This is a genomic window from Streptomyces sp. NPDC017993 (genome assembly GCF_044328065.1).
Lineage (GTDB): Bacteria > Actinomycetota > Actinomycetes > Streptomycetales > Streptomycetaceae > Streptomyces.
In genome coordinates, this window is record NZ_JBIRGO010000003.1 from 44071 (window position 1) to 65219 (window position 21149).

At 72.7% G+C, this 21149-nt stretch carries 16 protein-coding genes; 12 read left to right on the forward strand and 4 right to left on the reverse strand.

All coding sequences use genetic code 11. The features are described 5' to 3' along the window. Positions 1–8: 8 nt before the first annotated feature. Positions 9–1007, reverse strand: coding sequence for a TAXI family TRAP transporter solute-binding subunit (locus tag ACH4FH_RS05585; protein ID WP_398554452.1), 999 nt, complete (start codon positions 1005–1007; stop codon positions 9–11). Between the two features lie 159 nt (positions 1008–1166). On the opposite strand from ACH4FH_RS05585, the gene miaB reads away from it, so the two are divergent. Together miaB and ACH4FH_RS05595 are read left to right on the forward strand one after the other, a co-directional pair. Then, complete coding sequence (miaB, locus tag ACH4FH_RS05590; RefSeq protein WP_398554453.1) at positions 1167–2681, forward strand: tRNA (N6-isopentenyl adenosine(37)-C2)-methylthiotransferase MiaB; 1515 nt, start codon at positions 1167–1169, stop codon at positions 2679–2681. 168 nt (positions 2682–2849) lie between these two features. Then, positions 2850–3560 carry a class III extradiol dioxygenase subunit B-like domain-containing protein gene (locus tag ACH4FH_RS05595; RefSeq protein ID WP_398554454.1) on the forward strand — a complete coding sequence of 237 codons (711 nt, stop codon included), beginning with the start codon at positions 2850–2852 and terminating at the stop codon, positions 3558–3560. A 148-nt stretch (positions 3561–3708) separates the two neighbouring features. On the opposite strand, the gene ACH4FH_RS05600 is transcribed toward ACH4FH_RS05595, so the two are convergent. Continuing rightward, positions 3709–3981, reverse strand: coding sequence for an antitoxin (locus tag ACH4FH_RS05600; RefSeq protein WP_398554455.1), 273 nt, complete (start codon positions 3979–3981; stop codon positions 3709–3711). 56 nt (positions 3982–4037) lie between these two features. Further along, positions 4038–4304, reverse strand: a complete 267-nt coding sequence (locus ACH4FH_RS05605) for a hypothetical protein (RefSeq protein WP_398554456.1) — start codon at positions 4302–4304, stop codon at positions 4038–4040. A gap of 239 nt (positions 4305–4543) precedes the next feature. Between ACH4FH_RS05605 and miaA the strand changes: the two genes are divergently transcribed. From miaA to hflX, 6 genes are all read left to right on the forward strand, one after another. Beyond that, positions 4544–5482 carry a tRNA (adenosine(37)-N6)-dimethylallyltransferase MiaA gene (gene miaA / locus ACH4FH_RS05610; protein ID WP_393893331.1) on the forward strand — a complete coding sequence of 313 codons (939 nt, stop codon included), beginning with the start codon at positions 4544–4546 and terminating at the stop codon, positions 5480–5482. Positions 5483–5590: 108 nt separating this feature from the next. Beyond that, a complete protein-coding gene (locus tag ACH4FH_RS05615; protein WP_398554778.1) occupies positions 5591–6085 on the forward strand; it encodes a hypothetical protein in 495 nt (164 codons plus the stop codon). Between the two features lie 97 nt (positions 6086–6182). Next, the gene (dapF, locus tag ACH4FH_RS05620) at positions 6183–7058 is read left to right on the forward strand and encodes a diaminopimelate epimerase (RefSeq protein ID WP_398554457.1); all 876 of its coding nucleotides are present in this window, start codon (positions 6183–6185) and stop codon (positions 7056–7058) included. 219 nt (positions 7059–7277) lie between these two features. After that, positions 7278–9683 (forward strand): RelA/SpoT family protein, encoded by a 2406-nt coding sequence (locus tag ACH4FH_RS05625; protein ID WP_398554458.1) that lies wholly within the window; start codon positions 7278–7280, stop codon positions 9681–9683. A gap of 111 nt (positions 9684–9794) precedes the next feature. Beyond that, complete coding sequence (locus ACH4FH_RS05630; RefSeq protein WP_398554459.1) at positions 9795–11501, forward strand: M1 family metallopeptidase; 1707 nt, start codon at positions 9795–9797, stop codon at positions 11499–11501. Positions 11502–11829: 328 nt separating this feature from the next. Further along, the gene (hflX, locus tag ACH4FH_RS05635; protein WP_398554460.1) at positions 11830–13317 is read left to right on the forward strand and encodes a GTPase HflX; all 1488 of its coding nucleotides are present in this window, start codon (positions 11830–11832) and stop codon (positions 13315–13317) included. 137 nt (positions 13318–13454) lie between these two features. Here hflX and ACH4FH_RS05640 read toward each other — a convergent pair whose 3' ends face one another. Beyond that, the gene (locus tag ACH4FH_RS05640; RefSeq protein WP_398554461.1) at positions 13455–14645 is read right to left on the reverse strand and encodes a trypsin-like serine peptidase; all 1191 of its coding nucleotides are present in this window, start codon (positions 14643–14645) and stop codon (positions 13455–13457) included. Positions 14646–14923: 278 nt separating this feature from the next. On the opposite strand from ACH4FH_RS05640, the gene ACH4FH_RS05645 reads away from it, so the two are divergent. From ACH4FH_RS05645 to ACH4FH_RS05660, 4 genes are all read left to right on the forward strand, one after another. Next, the gene (locus tag ACH4FH_RS05645; protein WP_398554462.1) at positions 14924–16318 is read left to right on the forward strand and encodes a diaminobutyrate--2-oxoglutarate transaminase family protein; all 1395 of its coding nucleotides are present in this window, start codon (positions 14924–14926) and stop codon (positions 16316–16318) included. After that, positions 16315–18348 (forward strand): IucA/IucC family protein, encoded by a 2034-nt coding sequence (locus ACH4FH_RS05650; protein WP_398554463.1) that lies wholly within the window; start codon positions 16315–16317, stop codon positions 18346–18348. Before ACH4FH_RS05645 ends, ACH4FH_RS05650 begins: the two co-directional genes overlap by 4 nt. A gap of 120 nt (positions 18349–18468) precedes the next feature. Beyond that, positions 18469–19170 carry a GNAT family N-acetyltransferase gene (locus ACH4FH_RS05655; RefSeq protein ID WP_398554464.1) on the forward strand — a complete coding sequence of 234 codons (702 nt, stop codon included), beginning with the start codon at positions 18469–18471 and terminating at the stop codon, positions 19168–19170. A 188-nt stretch (positions 19171–19358) separates the two neighbouring features. After that, positions 19359–21125, forward strand: a complete 1767-nt coding sequence (locus tag ACH4FH_RS05660) for an IucA/IucC family protein (protein WP_398554465.1) — start codon at positions 19359–19361, stop codon at positions 21123–21125. The last annotated feature ends 24 nt before the right edge of the window (positions 21126–21149 follow it).

Genomic DNA, 21149 nt, shown 5'->3' on the forward strand with positions numbered 1-21149 from the left:
GCGCCTCGTCAGGGCTTGACCGACACGTAATAGCGCCGGGCGCCCTGATGCAGCGCGAGCGGATCGGTGAACACCGCCGTCCGCAGGTCCACCTTCTGCGCGGCGTGCACCTCCCGCCCGATCCGGTCGCGGCTGTCGATGACGGTCCGGGTGATGCCCTCGGTCAGCGCGGCATCCGCCCGGTCCGTCGTCACCAGGAGATTGGCCACCGCGATGGTCTTCACCGCCTGCCCGTCCTGCACCCGCGGATAGGCGTCCGCGGGCATCACCGCCGCCCGGTAGTAGCGGGTGCGCTCGCCCTGCCGGTGCAGCGCCCGGCTCAGGTCCCCGAGCTGCACCAGGCGCACCGGGAACCGCTGCGCAAGGCGCTGTACCGCCGTGGTCGGCAGCCCGCCCGACCAGAAGAAGGCGTCCAGCTCGCCGCGCTCCAGCAGCCCCGGCATCCGGTCGATGCCGACCCGCACCGGCTCGATGTCCTTGTCGAAGTCCAGCCCGGCCGCCTCCAGCAGCCGCCGGGTGATCAGCTGTACGCCCGAGCTGTCCGCCCCGACGCCGACCCGCAGCCGGCGCAGGTCCTTGGTCGAACGGACCTTGGAGTCCTTCGGCACGACCAGCTGCATGTAGTCGTCGTACAGCCGCGCGCAGGCCCGTAGCCGTTCGGCGCCCGGCTCGCCCCTGCTGCGGTACGTAGACACCGCGTCCGCCGTCGCGATCGCGAACTTCGCGCGCCCGGCGACCAACTGCCGCAGGTTGTCGATCGACCCCTCGCTGCGCGCCGGCCGCAGGTCGACCTCCGGCATGTCGCGGGCCAGGTCCTGCTTCAGCAGCTCCCCATAGCGTGCGTACACCCCCGTCGGCACCCCGGTCGCCAGCGTCACCTTCCCGCCGGGGGAGGGCTCCGCTCCCGTCGACAGCAGCCACCACAGCAGCATGCCGAGCGCGACCAGTGCCGCGAGTATCAGCTGGAGCGCCCGGCGGCCGGCGGCGCGGGGGAGTGCGGAGACCATGGGCGGGATCCTGCCAGCAGTGGAGCCCGAAAGGGAGGGGGTGCCGCTGCCGCATGCCTCCCGGCCGCCCGTAGCGCCTTCTCCGCCGCCCCTGACCCCGGTCCGCCGGGGCGCTATCCGGAGTCGGGAGGTACTCCGGATACCGCCTACCCTTGTCGCATGAGCAGCAGTGACCGGAGCCAGGCAGTGGGCGTCAAGCGCAGTTATGAGATTCGCACCTACGGGTGCCAGATGAACGTCCACGACTCCGAGCGGCTGTCGGGATTGCTGGAGGACGCCGGATACGTCCCCGCGCCCAAGGACGCCGAAGGCGCCGACGTGGTCGTCTTCAACACCTGCGCGGTGCGGGAGAACGCCGACAACCGGCTCTACGGCAACCTCGGCCAGCTCGCCCCGAAGAAGGCCGCCCGGCCGGGCATGCAGATCGCCGTCGGCGGCTGCCTCGCCCAGAAGGACCGCGACACCATCGTCAAGAAGGCCCCCTGGGTCGACGTGGTCTTCGGGACGCACAACATCGGCAAGCTGCCGGTGTTGCTGGAGCGTGCGCGCGTCCAGGAAGAGGCGCAGGTCGAGATCGCCGAATCGCTGGAGGCGTTCCCCTCCACCCTGCCCACCCGCCGTGAGAGCGCCTACGCGGCCTGGGTCTCCATCTCGGTCGGCTGCAACAACACCTGCACCTTCTGCATCGTTCCGGCGCTGCGCGGCAAGGAGAAGGACCGACGGCCCGGCGACATCCTCGCCGAGGTCGAGGCGCTGGTCGCCGAGGGCGTCAGCGAGATCACTCTGCTCGGCCAGAACGTCAACGCCTACGGCTCCGACATCGGTGACCGCGAGGCATTCAGCAAGCTGCTGCGCGCCTGCGGCACCATCGAGGGCCTGGAGCGCGTCCGCTTCACCTCCCCGCACCCGCGCGACTTCACCGACGACGTCATCGCCGCCATGGCCGAGACGCCCAACGTCATGCCGCAGCTCCACATGCCGCTGCAGTCCGGCTCCGACACGGTCCTCAAGGCCATGCGCCGCTCCTACCGCCAGGAGCGCTTCCTCGGCATCATCGAGAAGGTGCGGGCGGCGATGCCGGACGCCGCCATCTCCACCGACATCATCGTCGGCTTCCCGGGAGAGACCGAGGAGGACTTCGCGCAGACGCTGCACACCGTCCGCGAGTCCCGCTTCGCGCAGGCGTTCACCTTCCAGTACTCCAAGCGCCCGGGGACGCCCGCCGCCGACATGGACGGCCAGATCCCCAAGGCCGTCGTCCAGGAGCGCTACGAGCGCCTGGTCGCCCTCCAGGAGGAGATCTCCTGGTCGGAGAACAAGAAGCAGGTCGGCCGCACCCTCGAGGTCATGGTCGCCGAGGGCGAGGGCCGTAAGGACGACGCCACCCACCGGCTGTCCGGCCGGGCACCCGACAACCGCCTCGTCCACTTCACCCGCCCCGAGGAGCCGGTGCGCCCCGGCGACATGGTGACCGTCGACATCACCTACGCCGCCCCGCACCACCTCCTCGCCGAGGGTGCGACCCGGACGGTGCGCCGCACCCGCGCCGGTGACGCCTGGGAGAAGCGCAACGCCGCCCCGGCCGAGAAGCCCCAGGGCGTGCTGCTCGGCCTGCCCACCGTCGGCGCCCCGGCCCCTGCCCCGGCGCCCACGTCGGGCTGCGGCTGCGACTGACCCGCCCATCAGCAGGCGGGCGGCCCGGCCCTCGGGGCAGACCGCCCGCCGTGCTGCGCGGGTGCGGGTGACGGCCCGCGCCTGTCCGGAGTCCTCGCGCCACCGCGCCGGAGGGCGGAGCCGCAGGCGGGGCGAGCGGCTCGCATCCCGGGCGTTACGCTGCGTGGCATGCTCGTAGCCGCCGCCATCTGCCCCTGCCCGCCGCTGCTCGTCCCGGAGGTCGCCACCGGCGCCGCGCCCGAGCTGGAGGCGCTGCGCGCCGCCTCCCTCGACGCGGTCGGCGTGCTCGCCGCGGCCCGGCCGGACCGGCTGATCGTCCTCGGCCCGGCCGAACAGGCGGGCCGAGGACCTCATCCGCAGGGGTCCGTCGGCTCCTTCCGCGGCTTCGGGGTGGACCTGGAGGTGCCGCTGGGAGCCGCGCCTTCCGGGGCCGAGCGGGAACTCCCGCCGTCGCTGGCCGTCGGGGCCTGGCTGGTGTCGCGTACGGACTGGGCGGACGCCCCCGTCGAGGGGCTCGGTGTCGGCGAGCCGCTGACCCGGGACCGGTGCCTGCCGGTCGGCCGCGAGATCGCCGCATCCGCGGCGCGGGTCGCGCTCCTGGTGATGGGGGACGGCAGCGCCTGCCGGTCGGTGAAGGCACCGGGATATTTCGACGAGCGGGCCGAGGCCTTCGACGCGGAGGCCGCCCGCGCTCTGGGAGCCGCCGACGTCGCCGCGCTGACCGCGCTCGACGAAGAGCTCGCCTTCGACCTCCGGGCGTCCGGCAGGGCCTGCTGGCAGGTGCTGGCCGGTGCGGCCCAGGGCGCGGGACTCCAGGGGCAACTGCTGCGCGAGGAGGCGCCGTACGGCGTCGGCTACTTCGTCGCGACGTGGTCCTAGCCGCCCGGGGCTCCCGCGAGAGTGGATCCAGTCGTCCGCAGGGAAGACGGCGACGGCCGCGAGGTGAGTCACCTCGCGGCCGTCGCCGTCCTCGCGTGCCGTGCACCAGCGCTTGGCGCGGCTGCCCGTGCCCAGAGCTCTCACTGCCTCATGAAGGCCCGCTGTCGGGCCACTGGGTGCGTTTCGCGGGCCCCGGGCCGTGCGAGTGCTCGGCCTGCTCCGAAAGCCGCTCCAGGGCGTGTTTGGCCTTGCCCGTGCCGGAACGGATCCGGCTGCTGTACTTGCCCTTGGTCTTGTCGTCGACCGTCTTGGCGGCCTTCTCCAGACCGGACTCGATCTTGTCGTGGTGCTGCTGCGCGAAGTCGCCGGCCCGGCCCTTCAGGTGGTCGGCACCGGTCTTGAGATGCTCTTTCAGGCCCATGACGGCGCCCCCTTCTGCCTGCTGCCGAACCTTGTGAACCGACCTGTCGCCAGGGGTTACTTCCGGGCGCCCTTGTCGGCCTCGCTGTCCGCCGCCGTCTGCTGGCGGGGGATCTCCGCGTTCGCGGTCGCCTCGGGCGGCCCGTCCGTACCCGGCTCGTCCGCCGTGGCGGTCTCACCGGACGCCGGCGCGGCGGTCGGCTCCTCCGGGGCGGTGACGCCCTCCGAGGGCTCCTCGGCGGCCTGTACGGCCCCGCTGCCCTCGGCGTCGTTCGCCGGGCCGGCGGAGTCGGCGGACGACGCGCTTTCCGCCCTCACCTCCACTGCGGCACTCTCCTCCGTCGCCACGTCGGACCGGCGACGAAACCAGGAAAATACACCCATAACTGCTCCTACCATACGCATCCAGGTGAAATCCCGCGTCACCCGGAGCGTCCCATTGCGCCGCCCGCGGGCGCCGGTCGTGCACCGGCTCTCGGGACCTCGAACAGGCAACGACCCCATCGGTGGCCCGTCACGTCGCTCGTTCGAGAGGGCGGCGTGATGTTTGCGAGACTGACGGGGTGAACACCGCCGTTCCCGCTCCGCGGGTCATCGCCGTCGTCGGCCCCACTGCCGCCGGAAAGTCCGATCTGGGCGTCGCACTCGCCCGGCACCTGGGCGGCGAGGTCATCAACGCCGACTCCATGCAGCTCTACCGGGGCATGGACATCGGCACCGCCAAACTCACCCCGGACGAGCAGCAGGGCATCCCGCACCGCCTCCTCGACATCTGGGACGTGACCCGCGCGGCGAGCGTCGCCGAGTACCAGCAGCTGGCCCGCGCCGAGATCGACCGGCTGCTCGCGGAGGGCCGCACCCCGGTCCTCGTCGGCGGCTCCGGTCTGTACGTCCGCGGCGCCATCGACGCCCTCGACTTCCCCGGCACCGACCCGGAGGTGCGCGCCCGGCTGGAGGCCGAGCTGGCGGAGCTGGGCAGTGGCGCCCTGCACGCCCGTCTCACCGCCGCCGACCCCGAGGCGGGCCGGGCGATCCTGGCCGGGAACGGCCGCCGCATCGTGCGCGCCCTGGAGGTCATCGAGATCACCGGCCGGCCCTTCACCGCGAACCTCCCGCGCCACGAAGCGGTCTACGACACCCTGCAGATCGGCGTCGACGTCGAGCGCCCGGAACTGGACGAGCGGATCGCCCTGCGGGTGGACCGCATGTGGGAGGCCGGCCTGGTCGACGAGGTGCGCCGCCTGGAGGGCGAGGGGCTGCGCGAGGGCCGTACGGCCTCCCGCGCACTCGGCTACCAGCAGGTACTGGCCCAGCTGGCGGGGGAGTGCACCGAGCAGGCCGCGCGCGAGGAGACGGTGCGCGCCACCAAGCGCTTCGCGCGCCGTCAGGACTCGTGGTTCCGCCGGGACCCGCGCGTCCACTGGCTGAGCGGCGCCGCGGACCGCAGGGCGGAACTTCCCGGGCAGGCGCTGGCGTTGCTCGAACGACCGGTCACAGCCTGATCACGTCATGGCATCGGGACGCTCCGGCCGTCATCCGGCCCCCTGAGGGCGTGTCATCATCGACCTTCGATCGAGGCGTGCAATCTGCAGTGGGGAGGGCGCGTGGCAATGAAGGCCGGCCCTCGTAACGGAGCGCAGCAGCCGGACCGCGACGGCGCCGAAGCGGCACCGCTGACCGCGGACGGTCCCGACGGCATGACCGAGCAGGCCGCGCTGGACGACTCCGACGGCCCCGACGCGGACGACGGTCCCGCCGAGGACGGCGCGTCCTTCCGGGAGCTGCGCCCGCCGCGCAGACTGCGACTGTGGCAGCTCGCGCCGATCGTGGTGCTGGCGGCCGTCGGCTCGCTGATGTTCGCCTTCCCCCTGGCCTTCGAGCTCGGTGGCGACGGCGGCGCGGTGATCGCGATGCTCGGTCTGCTGCTGTGCTGCTGCGCCGCCGGCTGGGGCATGATGGCCGCCCGCCGGGTGGGCCACACCTGGCCAGGGCTGTCGGCCCGCGCCTCGGGACAGCGCACCGACTGGCGCGTCGTCCTCCTCTACACCGCGGTGGTGACCGTCCTGGCGGCCCTCGCCATCTGGCGCGTGGCCCGCCTGCGCTGACGCGTCCCGCACCGTGCCGGGGCGGACCCGGCCGCCCCTCGCGGAGCCCCTGGCCCCGCCCGCGCCGATCGCCCCGCGGCCCCCGTACGATTCAAGGGTGACCACCGCACAGCGCATCACCTTCCTCAAGGGCCACGGCACCGAGAACGACTTCGTGATCGTTCCCGACCCGGACGGCCGGCTCGATCTGTCCGCGGCCGCGGTCGCCCGGATCTGCGACCGCCGGGCGGGACTCGGCGGCGACGGCGTGCTCCGCGTCGTACGGTCCGCCGCACACCCCGAGGCGCGCGCGCTGGCCGATGAGGCCGAGTGGTTCATGGACTACCGCAACGGCGACGGCTCCATCGCCGAGATGTGCGGCAACGGCGTCCGCGTCTTCGCGCGCTACCTGCTGCACGCCGGACTGGTCGAGGCGGGCGACATCGCGATCGCCACCCGCGCCGGCGTCCGCCGCGTGCACCTCGCCAAGACCGGCGACGTCACCGTCTCCATGGGCCGCGCCGAGCTGCCCGCCGAGAGCGTCGTGGTCACCCTGGACGGCCGCAGCTGGCCGGCCCACAACGTGAACATGGGCAATCCGCACGCCGTCGCGTTCGTCGCGGACCTGGCCCACGCCGGTGACCTGCTGAGCGTTCCGCCGTTCAGCCCAGCGGCGGTTTATCCCGACGGCGTGAACATCGAGTTCGTCGCCGACCGCGGCCCGCGGCACGTGGCGATGCGCGTGCACGAGCGCGGCTCCGGCGAGACCCGCTCCTGCGGCACCGGCGCCTGCGCGGTCGCCGTGGCCACCGCGCGCCGGGACGGCGTGGACCCCTCAGAGACCGGGACTCCCGTCACGTACACCGTCGATGTGCTCGGCGGCAGCCTCTCGATCACCGAGCTGCCGGACGGCACCGTCGAGATGACCGGCCCGGCCGTGATCGTCGCCGAGGGCACCTTCGACCCCGACTGGCTGACCGCCGCCGTCGTCTGACGCGACTCACCGCGAGCCCCGCCCAGACGCCCCGGAGCGACGCCCGGGGGGCCTCCGTGGGACACGGTTCCGGTGGCCTTCTTCGCTCGAATGGGTGATCCGTTTCACGCTGAGCGAGAGGTGGGCAGCGGTGCGTGATGGGCTCGGTAGCATCAAGCACCGGCCCGGACGTCCGAACTGACGGCGCCCAACCGCCGGTCGACGCTGCCGGAGGTGCCCATGAGCGCAGAGGCCACTAACCCTGGTATTCCTGAAGCAGCGGGCCGCAAGCGCGGCCGCCCCCGACTCGATGTGCGGGGGCTGCGCCGGATCGGGCGCGCCGCGCTCCTCGGCCCGACCCCCCGTGACGGCCTCCCGCACGCCCTGGAACACGTCGCCAAGGTGCACCGCGGACACCATCCGGACGCCGACCTGGACATCCTGAGCAAGGCGTATGTGCTGGCCGAGTCCTCGCACCGCGGCCAGATGCGCAAGAGCGGCGAGCCGTACATCACCCACCCTCTCGCCGTGACGCTGATCCTCGCCGAACTGGGCGCGGAGACCACGACGTTGACCGCTTCGCTGCTCCACGACACCGTCGAGGACACCGAGGTGACGCTCGATCAGGTGCGAGCGGAGTTCGGCTCCGAGGTGTGTTATCTCGTCGACGGCGTGACGAAGCTGGAGAAGGTCGACTACGGCGCGGCGGCGGAGCCGGAGACCTTCCGCAAGATGCTCGTCGCCACCGGCAGCGACGTCCGGGTGATGTCCATCAAGCTCGCCGACCGGCTGCACAACATGCGCACCCTCGGCGTGATGCGCCCCGAGAAGCAGGCGCGGATCGCCAAAGTGACCCGCGATGTGCTGATCCCGCTCGCCGAACGCCTCGGCGTCCAGGCGCTCAAGAGCGAGCTGGAGGACCTGGTCTTCGCGATCCTGCACCCCGAGGAATACGCCACCACCCGCCGGATGGTGCTGGAGCACGCGGGCCGTCCCGACCCGCTCTCCGCCATCGCGGACCGGTTGCGGAGCACCCTGCACGACGCGGGCATCGAGGCCGAAGTCCACGTCTTCCCACGGCACTTGGTCTCCGTGCACCGTGTCCTGCTGGGGCGCGGCGAAGTCACCGGCGCGGACCTGGGGCGGCTGCTGGTGCTCGTCACGGAGGACGCCGACTGCTACGCCGTGCTCGGTGAGCTGCACACCTGCTTCACCCCGGTCGTCTCGGAGTTCAAGGATTTCATCGCGGCCCCCAAGTTCAACCTCTACCAATCGCTGCACACCGCCGTCACCGGCGAGGCCGGGGAGATCGCCGAAACGCTGATCCGTACGCACCAGATGCACCGGGTCGCCGAGGCGGGCGTGATCGCACTGGGCAATCCGTACACGCCCATGGACGGCGCGGACGCACCCGACGGGGAGCGGGCCGACCCGACCCGCCCCGGCTGGCTCTCCCGGCTGCTGGAATGGCAGCGCACGACCCCCGACCCGGACACCTTCTGGACCTCCCTGCGCGATGACCTCGCACAGGACCGGGAGATCACGGTCTTCTGCGCGGACGGCCTGTCGGACGGACTCTCGGCCGGTGCGGCGGACAGGAAGCCGGGCGGCCCGGGAGGCGCCATCGGCCTGCCCGCCGGAGCGAGTTGCGTGGACGCCGCCTACGCCCGGCACGGCGAGGCCGCGCACTGCTGTATCGGCGCCCGGGTCAACGGCCGCCTCGCCACGCTCTCCACCGTCCTGCACGACGGCGACAGCCTGCATCTGCTGATGGCACCGGACTCCGCGACCGGCCCCTCGCCCGAGTGGCTCGACCACGCCCGTACGCCCGCCGCCCGGCTCGCCATCGCCCGGTGGCTGGCGGAGCCGCTGCCGACGGGCGCCCGGCCCGGCGTGCAGCCCCTCGGCCCCGGCCGGTCCGCACGTGAGGGCCTGAGCCTTGAGGGACCGGACCGCTCTGCCGCCTTGTACGAGGCACTTGGCGACTCCGTCGCGGGCTGCGCCCACGCTCACGAAGAGGCCGCCGGCACCGAAGCAGGACAGGGCGCCGGAGCAGGGGACGGCACCGAAGCAGGAGACGGCGCCGTTCTCCAGAGCCCTGTGAGCCCCGTGAGCCCCGTGAGCCCCGGGGACGACGGTCCCTCCTGGCGGGCCCCCTCCACTCCGGCCTCCGTGCTCGCCGTGGCGGATCTGCCCGGTGCGGCCCTGCGGCTGGCGGGCTGCTGTACCCCGGTGCCGCCGGACACCGTCACCGGCTTCGCCGTCCGGGGCGGCACGGTCACCGTGCACCGCGCGCTGTGCCCCGTCGTGGCGCGGATGGCGGCGACCGGCCGGCAGCCGGTCGGTGTGCGATGGCGCGGCGCGGGCAAGACCGGCCACGGCTGCCGGGTGACGCTTCTCGCCGAGGCCTTCAGCCGGCCGCACCTGCTGGCCGACCTCACCGAAGTGATCGCCTCGGAGGGCGCCGCCGTGGTCTCGGCCGCCGTCGAGCCGCCGCACGAGCAGCGCGTGCGCCACACCTACACGCTCCAACTCCCCAACGCCGCCGGACTGCCGTCCCTGATGCGCGCGATGCGTCAAGTACCTGGCGTCTTCGACGTGTTGCGGGCGGGCCGCGCCAGACAGGCCGCCGCGATGCGCCGCTGAGCGGCCGCGGGCTCCGCAGGCGTAAGCCGGACGGCACCAACCACCGCCCGTTCGGGTGCCGTGGTGCCGCGCCGTCCACCGGCGGGGCGGTCGCGCTGATAGCGGTAGCCCATGTCCCTTCCCTCGCGCCGCCCGTCCCGAGACCCCGACCGCCCCGCTCGCGCCCTGGCCCGTGGCCCGCGCGCCCGGATCGCGCCACGGGCCGCCCGCCGCGCCGCCGCCCTCGGGCTGGCGGCCGTCGCCACACTCGGTGCGGCCGTGCCTCCCGGCGCGGGGCCACTCGGCATCGGCGACCGCCTCTTCCCCCTGCTCGGCAACCCCGGCTACGACGTCACCTCCTACGACATCTCCCTGGACTACTCCGGCCACAACGACCGGCCTCTGAACGTCGTCACCGACATCACCGCACGGGCCACCGGCGACCTCGACCGGATCAACCTCGACTTCGCCCGCGGGAGCGTCTCCTCGGTCGTGATCGACGGCCTCCCCGCGCAGCACGAGCAGCACGGCGAGGACCTCGTGGTCACCCCGGTCGTGCCCGTCCTTCGGGGGGAGGACCTGCGCATCGTCATCCGGCACACCAGCGACCCGGGCGACAAGAGCGACGGCGGCTGGATCCGCACCACGGACGGGCTGGCGATGGCCAACCAGGCCGACGCCGGGCACCGCGTCTTCCCCTGCAACGACCACCCCTCCGACAAGGCGTTCTTCACCTTCCGCATCTCGGCGCCCGAGGCCGTGACGGCCGTCGCCAACGGAAAACCGGTGGGGAAGCCGGTGGGAGAGCGGGCCGAAAAGGGGGACCCCGGCCCACGCCGCACCTGGACGTACCGCACGGCGCACCCCATGGCCACCGAGTTGGCGCAGGTGTCCCTCGGCACGTCCACCGTGCTGCGGCGCCGCGGACCGCACGGCCTGCCGGTACGCGACGTCGTACCGACCGCCGACCGCGCCGCCCTCGCGCCTTGGCTCGCCAAGACCCCCGGCCAGCTGGCCTGGATGGAGCGCAGGATCGGCCGCTACCCGTTCGAGACGTACGGGGTGCTGGTCGCGGACGCCAAGACCGGTTTCGAGCTGGAGACCCAGACCCTCTCGCTCTTCGAGAAGGGCCTGTTCACCACCAACCGGCTGCCCGCCTGGTACGTCGAGTCGGTGATGGTGCACGAGCTGGCCCATCAGTGGTTCGGTGACAGCGTCAGCCCGCACCGGTGGTCCGACGTCTGGCTCAACGAGTCCCATGCCACCTGGTACGAGGCGCTCTACGCGCAGGAGAACGGCGGCAAGGCGGCGTCCCTGGAGACGCGGATGCGCCGGGCGTACGAGTTGTCGGACCGCTGGCGCGCCGCCGGCGGACCGCCCGCGTCACCCAAGCCGCCGGACCCCGGCAAGAAGATCAGCATCTTCCGCCCGGTCATCTACGACGGCAGCGCGCTGGTGCTGTACGCCCTGCGGGAGAAGATCGGACCCACCGCCTTCGACCGCCTGGAGCGCACCTGGGTGGCGCGGCACCGTGACGGTGTCGCCGGGACCGCCGACTTCATCGCCCTCGCCTCCGACATCGCCGGTCAGAACCTCGGGGGCTTCTTCCGGCAGTGGCTGTACGCGGCGAAGACGCCGCCGATGCCGGGCCATCCGAGCTGGCAGAGTCATTCGCCCGCCGCGGCCGTGGCACCGGAGACGCAGGCCGAGGCCCCGAAGCCGGTCGCCGACCGGGCGGAGGCCCCGAAGCCGGTTGCGGACCGGCCGGAGGCTCAGAAGACCGCCGGCCCGGCCGAGGCCGGGAAGCCGTCGCTCCCGGACGCGGGGAAGACGTCCTGAGGCGACCCGCGCGGTGCCGGGCGGGGAGAGCCGGGAGCGGCCGCCGGGCCACTCCACACGTCCGCTCACCCGCTGTGACCGGGGCGACTGACTGCCCCGGGCCGGGGGCCGTCCCCCGGAGGGCGGTCTTCCGGGGACCGCGGGCCGCGTTGTGCCCGGAAATCGCCGGAAAACCCGCGTGACGGGCTTCACCGGGCGTGCGACCATCATCGGGTCGACGCCGACGGGCCCGGGGAATCTCCCGGGCGGCTCGGACGTTGTCATCACCGACAGTCCCAGTGGGACCGGCAGGCCCCCTTCGAGGACTCCCAACGACACAAAGGATCAAATGACCTCCTCTTCTTCCCTTCCGCAGGACCGACAGCGCCTCCCCGAGAGCCTTCGGGCCGACGCCCTGATGGAAGAGGACGTCGCCTGGAGCCACAAGATCGACGGGGAGCGTGACGGCGACCAGTACGACCGCTCGGCGCGTGCGGCGCTGCGCCGCGTCGCGGGCCTTTCCACCGAACTCGAAGACGTCACCGAGGTCGAGTACCGGCAGCTCCGTCTGGAGCGGGTCGTGCTCGTCGGCGTCTGGACCTCGGGGACGGTGCACGACGCGGAGAACTCGCTCGCCGAGCTCGCCGCCCTGGCGGAGACCGCGGGCGCGCTGGTGCTCGACGGCGTCATCCAGCGTCGCGACAAGCCGGACCCGGCCACCTACATCGGCTCCGGCAAGGCGCTGGAGCTGCGCGACGTCGTGCTCGAATCCGGGGCGGACACCGTGGTGTGCGACGGTGAGCTCTCCCCGGGCCAGCTCATCCACCTGGAGGACGTCGTCAAGGTCAAGGTGGTCGACCGGACCGCCCTGATCCTCGACATCTTCGCCCAGCACGCCAAGTCCCGTGAGGGCAAGGCGCAGGTGTCCCTGGCGCAGATGCAGTACATGCTGCCCAGGCTCCGCGGCTGGGGTCAGTCGCTGTCCCGGCAGATGGGCGGCGGTGGATCCAGCAGCGGCGGCGGAGGCATGGCCACCCGTGGCCCCGGTGAGACCAAGATCGAGACGGACCGGCGCCGCATTCGCGAGAAGATGGCGAAGATGCGCCGGGAAATCGCGGAGATGAAGACCGGCCGGGACATCAAACGCCAGGAACGCCGGCGCAACAAGGTCCCCTCGGTCGCCATCGCCGGCTACACCAACGCCGGCAAGTCCTCGCTGCTCAACCGCCTCACCGGCGCCGGCGTGCTGGTGGAGAACTCCCTGTTCGCCACCCTGGACCCGACCGTCCGGCGGGCCGAGACGCCCAGTGGGCGCCTCTACACCCTCGCCGACACCGTCGGCTTCGTACGGCACCTGCCGCACCACCTCGTCGAGGCGTTCCGCTCGACGATGGAGGAGGTCGGGGACTCCGATCTCATCCTGCACGTCGTCGACGGCTCGCATCCGGTGCCGGAGGAGCAACTGGCCGCGGTGCGCGAGGTGATCCGGGACGTCGGCGCGACGGACGTGCCCGAGATCGTCGTCGTCAACAAGGCGGACGCCGCGGATCCGCTGGTGCTCCAGCGTCTGCTGCGCCAGGAGAAGCACGCTCTCGTCGTCTCGGCCCGCACCGGCCAGGGCATGGCGGAGCTGCTCGAACTCCTCGACGAGGAACTGCCGCGCCCGGAGGTCGAGATCGAGGCGCTGGTGCCCTACACCCAGGGGGCCCTGGTCTCGCGGGCACACGCCGAGGGCGAGGTTCTCTCCGAAGAGCACACCGCGGAGGGCACGGTTCTCAAGGCGCGCGTCCACCAGGAGCTGGCCGCCGAATTCCGGCCGTTCGTACCGGCGGCGTAGTGATGCGATAGGAGCGGTGTCCCCCCGGGACACGAAGCAGAACGCGCATGATCAAGGCCCGCCCCCGGGAGACCGGGAGCGGGCCTTGATCATGGGCCGGTGGTGGTGCCGGGACCCGGCACCACCACCGTCAGGCATCAGCCCTTGGCGGCCCACCGCTTGCTCATCGCGTCGAAGATGGCCTTGGCCTCGGGACCCAGGTGCGGGCCGGCCGACCAGCGGGCCGGACGCGGCCCCATCGACATGTTGGAGACCAGCACCGGGTTGCCGTCCTGGCCCTTGATGAACCAGGGGCCACCGGAGGAGCCACCGGTCATGGTGCAGCCGATGCGGTACATGGTCGGCTTCTGCGCGTCCATCGACAGGCGGGTCGGCTTGTCGGTGCACTGCTGCTGAACGGCACCGTCGAACGGCGCCTCGGCCGGGTAGCCCTGAGCGGTCAGGCTCGGGATCTTGTTCATCGCCGGAGCGTTGAACTCGACGTCGTACGCGCCGCCGGCGACCTCCTCCAGCGACTTGCCGCCGGTGCCGGTCTCCGGCTTCACGTGCATCAGGGCGAAGTCGTACGGAGCCATCGGCACACCGGGAACGGCGCCGCCGGCCTTGATCCACTGGTTGGACGTCGCCATGTCATCGGCCCACCACTTGCCCGACGGGACGCGGTCCTCGAAGGGCGTGGTCTTCATCTTGTCGGCGGTCTGACCGGTCCGGTTGAAGTTCGGCACGAACATCATGTTGCGGTACCAGCCGCCGCTCTTGCCGGCGTGCACACAGTGCGCGGCGGTCCACACCAGGTTGGACTTGCCGGGGTGCGCCGGGTCCTTGACGACCGTGGCGGAGCAACGCGACTCGCCCTCGGGGGTGCTGAAGAGCAGCAGGCCGACGCCGGGAGCGGTGGAGGTGTACGGGGTCTTGACGGGCTGAGCGGGGACCGCGGCCGGCTCAGGGTCGGTCTTGCCCTGGTCCTCGGAGATGTCCTCCGGCTTGCTCGGGTCCTTGGGCGGCTTGACCTTCTCGATCTTGTCCGGGTTCCAGAAGTCCTTGATGATCGGGTTGATGAACTCCCCGGCCTCGCGGAGCCACTTGTCGCGGTCCCAGTTCTTCCACTCGCCGTTCTTCCACTTGTCCAGGTCGAACCCGTGCTCCTTGAGCTTGTCCTGAATCTCCTGGGGGATCTTGATCTCACCTCCGCCCGTGGTGTCCGCAGCCGCGGACTCGGTGGCCTTGGCGTCCGCCTGGCCACCTTCCGGCCCGCAGGCGGTTGCGGTCATCGCCAGTACGGCGGTGAGGGCGGCCGCGGCCAGGACTGGCCGACGTATGGATCGCATGGGTGAGCTCCCCCTGATGATTCGAACTGCGCTTCGGCGAAACGGGATGAGTGCGCCGTTTTGTCTTGTCATGAACCTTAAAGATCCCGGCGCAGCACCCCACTATGCCGGTGCCGAAGGGGACGGCGGCACCCGGGTCCCCGGTTCCCGAGGCACGGATCTTGCGCTCGACCGTGATCCTCCGGTCGTGGCGTCGTTGGTACGTACGGGGGAGGGCCGGGCTGCCCGAAACGGGCCCGCGGCATCCAGGAGCAGATCAGCAGGAGGTCACAACTGCCGTGGCGTTGACCGAAACACCACCGGCGGCCACGCCGTCGGCCCACGAGGGGATCCTGCGCCGGCAGTCCCTGCGTGAGTCCGCTGCCCGCACGTACGCGCGCTCGCTGCCCATCGTCCCGGTACGGGCCCGGGGACTGACCATCGAGGGCGCCGACGGCCGGCGCTACCTCGACTGCCTCTCCGGCGCCGGCACCTTGGCACTCGGGCACAACCACCCCGTGGTGCTCGAAGCCATCCGCGCCGTCCTCGACTCCGGCGCGCCGCTGCACACCCTCGACCTGGCCACCCCCGTCAAGGACGCCTTCACCACCGAGCTTTTCGCCACCCTGCCACGGGAATTGGCGGAAAACGGTCGCATCCAGTTCTGCGGACCGGCCGGCACGGACGCGGTCGAGGCCGCCTTCACCCTCGTCCGCACCGCGACCGGCAGGGACGGCCTGATGGCCTTCTCCGGCGCCTACCACGGCATGACCGAGGGCGCGCTCGCCGCCTCCGGGGGCGCACGGAACACCGCGGTGACCCGGCTGCCCTACCCCTCCGACTACCGCTGCCCCTTCCGGACCGGCGGCGAGCGCGGCGCCGAACTCGCCGCGCGCTGGACGGAGAGCCTGCTCGACGACCAGAAGAGCGGGGTGCCGCGCCCGGCCGGGATGATCCTCGAACCGGTCCAGGGGGAGGGCGGCGTGATCCCCGCACCGGACAGCTGGCTGCGCCGGATGCGGGACGTCACCGCCGCGCGGCGGATTCCGCTGATCGTCGACGAGGTGCAGACCGGCGTCGGCAGAACCGGCACGTTCTGGGCGATCGAGCACAGCGGGATCGTGCCCGATGTGCTCGTCCTGTCGAAGGCGATCGGCGGCAGCCTGCCGCTCGCGGTCATCGTCTACCGCGCGGAACTGGACACCTGGCAGCCCGGCGCCCACGCCGGCACCTTCCGCGGCAACCAGCTCGCCATGGCCGCCGGCCGGGCCACCCTCGCCCACGTCCGCGAGAACGGACTGGACCGGCGCGCAGGGGAGCTGGGCGCCCGGATGCTCGCCCGGCTCGGTCAACTCGCCGCGGCCCACGACTGCATCGGCGATGTCCGCGGCCGCGGCCTGATGCTCGGCGTCGAACTCGTCGACCGGGACGCCGATGCCGACGCCACCGGCGCACGGCCCGCGGACCCCGCGCTCGCGGCCGCCGTCCAGCACGCCTGCCTCGACCGCGGCCTGATCGTCGAACTGGGCGGCCGGCAGTCCACCGTCGTCCGGCTGCTGCCGCCCCTGACCATCACCGACGAGCAGGCGGACGCGATCCTCGACCGCCTCACCGACGCCATCGCGGCGGCGGTCCGCACCACTCCCGTGCCGACGGGCTCCTCCCCCACGACAATGCGAGGCACCTCCCGATGAACGAACGCCCCGGCTCCGACGGCATCCAGGCCGCCGAGCGGCTCCCCGCCCACCCCCAGGGCGCGGGCACGATCGAGTCGGTCCCGCGCCAGCAACGGCGCCCCGCGGACACCTCATGCCCCCTGCCGGCCGAAGAGGGCCTCTACCGGGCCCCCGGCACTGCCCCCGGCGACGGCTTCCTCCCCGGCGACCCCTTGGACCACCCGGACCCGGCCGTCGCCGCCGACGCCGCGGGCATCGAGAACCTCCTGCGCTGCTGGATCCGCGAGAGCGGCACCCACCGCCCGGCCGGCGGCCGGCTGCGCCTCCCGCTGCACGCCAGCGCGAGCGCCCTGCACGTCCCCGTCCGCTACTGGTCACCCACCGGCTGGCACCGCCTCGGCGCACCCACCCTCGAATGCGCCCCCGAGGACGCCGCACCCCTCGACGCCGTCACCCTCGCCGCACTGCTGCGCCGCGAAGCCGCGTACGGCGGCGAATGCGGGACCGCACACGGCGGCGCCCCCGGGGCGGACGGCGAGCAGGCCGCCTCGGACGGCGCCGCCCGGCCGGACGCGGCCGGCGGCCGGCGGCAGGTGCCCGACGGCGACGGCGCCGAGCTGATCGGCCGGGTCGCCAACTCCGTCCGAAGCACCGCCGTCTTCATCACCGACCGGCGTGCCCACCCCGCCGACGACCACGGCTCGCTCTTCCTCGAAGCGGAACAATCCCTCCTCTTCGGCCACCCGCTGCACCCCACGCCCAAGAGCCGCGAGGGCCTCACCGACGCCGAGACCGGCGCCTACTCGCCCGAACTGCGCGGCGCCTTCCCGCTCCACTGGATGGCCGTGCACCGCTCCGTCCTCGCCACCGACTCCGCCTGGACCGAACGCGGCAAGCCCGTCACCGCCGAGCAGCTCACCACCCGCCTCGCCGGCGACGTCCTCCCGCTCCCCGACGGCACCGTCCCCCTGCCCGTGCACCCCTGGCAGGCACGGGAACTCGCCGACCGCCCGGACGTCGCCGCGCTCCGCGACGCCGGCCTGCTGCACGACCTGGGCCCCCGCGGCCCCCTCTGGCACCCCACCTCCTCGGTCCGCACGGTCTACCGCCCGGACGTGGACGCCATGCTCAAGCTCTCCCTCGGCCTGCGCATCACCAACTCCCGCCGGGAGAACCTCCGCAAGGAACTGGAGCGCGGCGTCGAGGTCCACCGGCTGCTGCGCACCGGCCTCGCCGAGCAGTGGCAGACAGTCCACCCCGGCTTCGACATCGTCCGCGACCCCGCCTATGTCGCCGTCGACGGCGCCGACGGCACCCCCGTCCAAGGGCTCGATGCCGTCATCCGCCACAACCCGTTCACCACCACCGACGACGCCGTCTGCATCGCCGGGCTCACCTCGCCGAGGCCCTGGCCCGGTCACCCCGGGATGCGCTCCCGGCTCGCCGGTCTCGTCAGCGCACTCGGTGTCCGCACCGGCCGTACCATCGGCGCGGTCGCCACCGAGTGGTTCCTGCGCTACCTCGAAACCGTCGTACGGCCCGTGCTGTGGCTCGACGGCACGGCCGGCGTCGCCCTGGAAGCCCACCAGCAGAACACCCTGGTGCTGCTCGACCCCGACGGCTGGCCCGTCGGCGGCCGCTACCGCGACAACCAGGGCTACTACTTCCGCGAGTCCCGTCGCGCGGACCTCCAGCGGCGGCTGCCCGGCATCGGCGCGACCAGCGACTCCTTCGTCGCCGACGACGTCACCGACGAACGGTTCGCCTACTACCTCGGGATCAACAACGTCCTCGGCCTCATCGGCGCGTTCGGCGCGCACCGCATGGTCCGCGAGGAAATCCTGCTCGCCGCCTTCCGCCGCTTCCTCGCCGACGCCGCCGCGGCCCCCCGCGCGCACCGCTCCACCCTGCCCGAGCACCTGCTGACCGCCCGCACCCTGCGCTGCAAGGCCAACCTCGCGACCCGGCTGCACGGCCTCGATGAACTCGTCGGCCCCGTCGACACCCAGTCTGTCTACGTCACGCTGCCCAACCCCCTGGCCCCCTAGACGAGTGAGTCCGAGCCGTGCGCACCGCAGCCCGGCACCGACCCCCGGACCCCGCCCCGGCCTCCGCCGCACCGCGACCCACAAGGCCACGCGGCCCGGCCACGAGAGGAGAGCGACGCCGTGCCACCCACCGATTCCGGCCTCAGCTCAAGCTCCGACGACACCCTCGACCTGCACATCCCGCCCGAATGGGGCGCGTTGTTCGCCGCGGGAGTCCGGCCGCCGGCACCACCCGGCGTCCCGGCCGCCGGACCGCTGCTCGACAACCTGGCGGGCTGGGGCCCGGCTGACACCTCGGCCGGGCCGTTCGCACTGCTCCCCGTCCAGCTGGACCGCGATCTGGACCGGATCGCCGGCTGGATGAACGATCCTGCGGTCGCGGCCTTCTGGGAGCTGGCCGGGCCGCCGGAGACCACTGCGGCCCACCTTCGCACCCAGCTCCGCGGTGACGGACGGAGCGTGCCCTGCCTCGGTGTCCTCGACGGCGTGCCGATGAGCTACTGGGAGATCTACCGCGCCGACCTGGACCCGGTCGCCCGCTACTACCCGGCCCGGCCCCAGGACACCGGCATCCACCTGCTCATCGGCGGCGACGGCGACCGCGGGCGCGGCCTCGGCACGACACTGCTGCGCGCCACCGCCGACCTCGTCCTCGACCACCGGCCGCACTGCGGACGCGTCATCGCCGAACCCGATCTGCGCAACACCCCGTCCGTGGCGGCATTCCTCGGCGCGGGATTCCGCTACGCCGACGAGATCGAGCTGCCCGACAAACGTGCGGCCCTGATGATCCGCGACCGCGCTCACCGCCACCAGCTCTGAGACCGGGGCCGTCCACGGACGGCCCCGGTCCTCGTTCCCGACCCCGCCGCTTCTCGCGGCCCTCCGCAACCCGCCGCAAACCGTCTACCTATCCGCCGGATCTCACCGCCACCCGTTGTTGTCCACCGTGCCGCCCCGGTTGCTGTCCCCGCACGAGCCGGGCCGGTCCCGCTCAGAGGAGTCCCGCCTTGTCTCCTGCGCACCAGCCACCGCACAGCGCCTGGCAGCACGCCGCTCGCCGCCTCTTCGCCAAGACCCTGGCGGAGTTCGCGTACGAGGAAGTCCTCACCCCCGAGCCCGACGGCACCGCCCCGGACGGCACTCCCCGGTACCGGCTGCCGGTCACCGACGACCTGGTCTACCGCTTCAGCGCCCGGCGCGGCGCCTACGGACACTGGCGCGTCGACCCCGACTCCATCACGCCCCACGCCGACCCCCTGCACTTCCTCGCCCAGGCCCACAACACCGTCCTGAACCTGACCGGCGACACCACCGGCCATCTCATCCGCGAACTCACCGCGACCCTCGCCGCCGACACCCGCCTGGACGCCACCGCCGTCGACGCCGGCGCCCTCGCCGACCTGGATTACGCCACCCTCGAAGGCCACCAGACAGGGCACCCCTGGCTCGTCGCGAACAAGGGCCGGCTCGGCTTCTCCGCGGCCGACGCCGAACGCTGGGCACCGGAGGCCCGCACCCCGCAGCGGCTGCCCTGGCTCGCCGCGCACCACAGCCTCGCCCACTACCGGGGCGTCCCCGCCCTCGCCACCCCCGACCGCCTCTACGCCGAGGAACTCACCCCCGCGACCCGCGCCGCCTTCGCCCGCGCCGTCACCGACCAGGGCGGCGACCCCGACGACTACCTCTATCTCCCGGTGCACCCCTGGCAGTGGGACGAGACCATCGCCCCGCTCTTCGCCCCGCAGCTCGCCGACCGATCCCTCATCGAGCTCCCCAGCGACGAGGACCTGCGGATCCCGCAACAGTCGATCCGCACCTTCCTCAACTTCAGCCGCCCGCAGGCCCGCACGGTCAAGCTGCCGCTGTCCATCCTCAACACCCTCGTCTGGCGCGGCCTGCCCACCGAACGCACCCTCGCCGCACCCGCCGTCACCCGCTGGGTCCACGGCCTGCGCGACGAAGACCCCTACCTGCGCGACGAGACCCGGGTGATCCTGCTCGGCGAGACCGCCTCCGTCACCGTCGAGCACCCCCTCTACGACCGGCTGCCCGGCGTCCCGTACCAGTTCAAGGAGCTCCTCGGCTGTATCTGGCGCGAGCCCGTCAGCCGCCACCTCGACCCCGGTGAGCGCGCCCGCACCCTCGCCTCACTGCTGCAGACCGACCCCCGCGGCCGCGCCCTGACCGCGGAGCTGGTGCACCGCTCGGGGCTGGCGCCGCGGGCCTGGCTCCGTCGTCTCTTCGCCGCGCTGCTGCCCCCGCTGCTGCACTTCCTCTACCAGTACGGCACGGTCTTCTCCCCGCACGGCGAGAACGCCATCGTCGTCTTCGACGCGCACGACGTTCCCACCCGGCTCGCCGTCAAGGACTTCGTGGACGACGTGAACACCACCTCGCAACCACTGCCCGAGCACCAGTCCATGCCGGACGATGTGCGCACGGTGCTGCTGACCGAGCCGCCCGCCTTCCTGACCCAGTTCATCCACTCCGGCCTCTTCGTCGGCGTCTTCCGCTACCTCGCACCGCTGTGCGAGGACCAACTGGGCGTCCCCGAGGCCGAGTTCTGGTCACTCGTACGGGCGGAGATCCTGCGCCACCACGAGCGCTTCCCCCGGCTCAAGGAGCGGCACGAGACCTTCGACCTACTCACTCCTCGGATCGAGCGGCTGTGCCTGAACCGCAACCGGCTGCACGTCGACGGCTACCGGGACCGCAGCGACCGCCCCCACGCCGCTGTGCACGGCACCGTCCCCAACCCCCTGCACGCCCCGTGACCGGACCGGCTGTCAGTGGTCCCG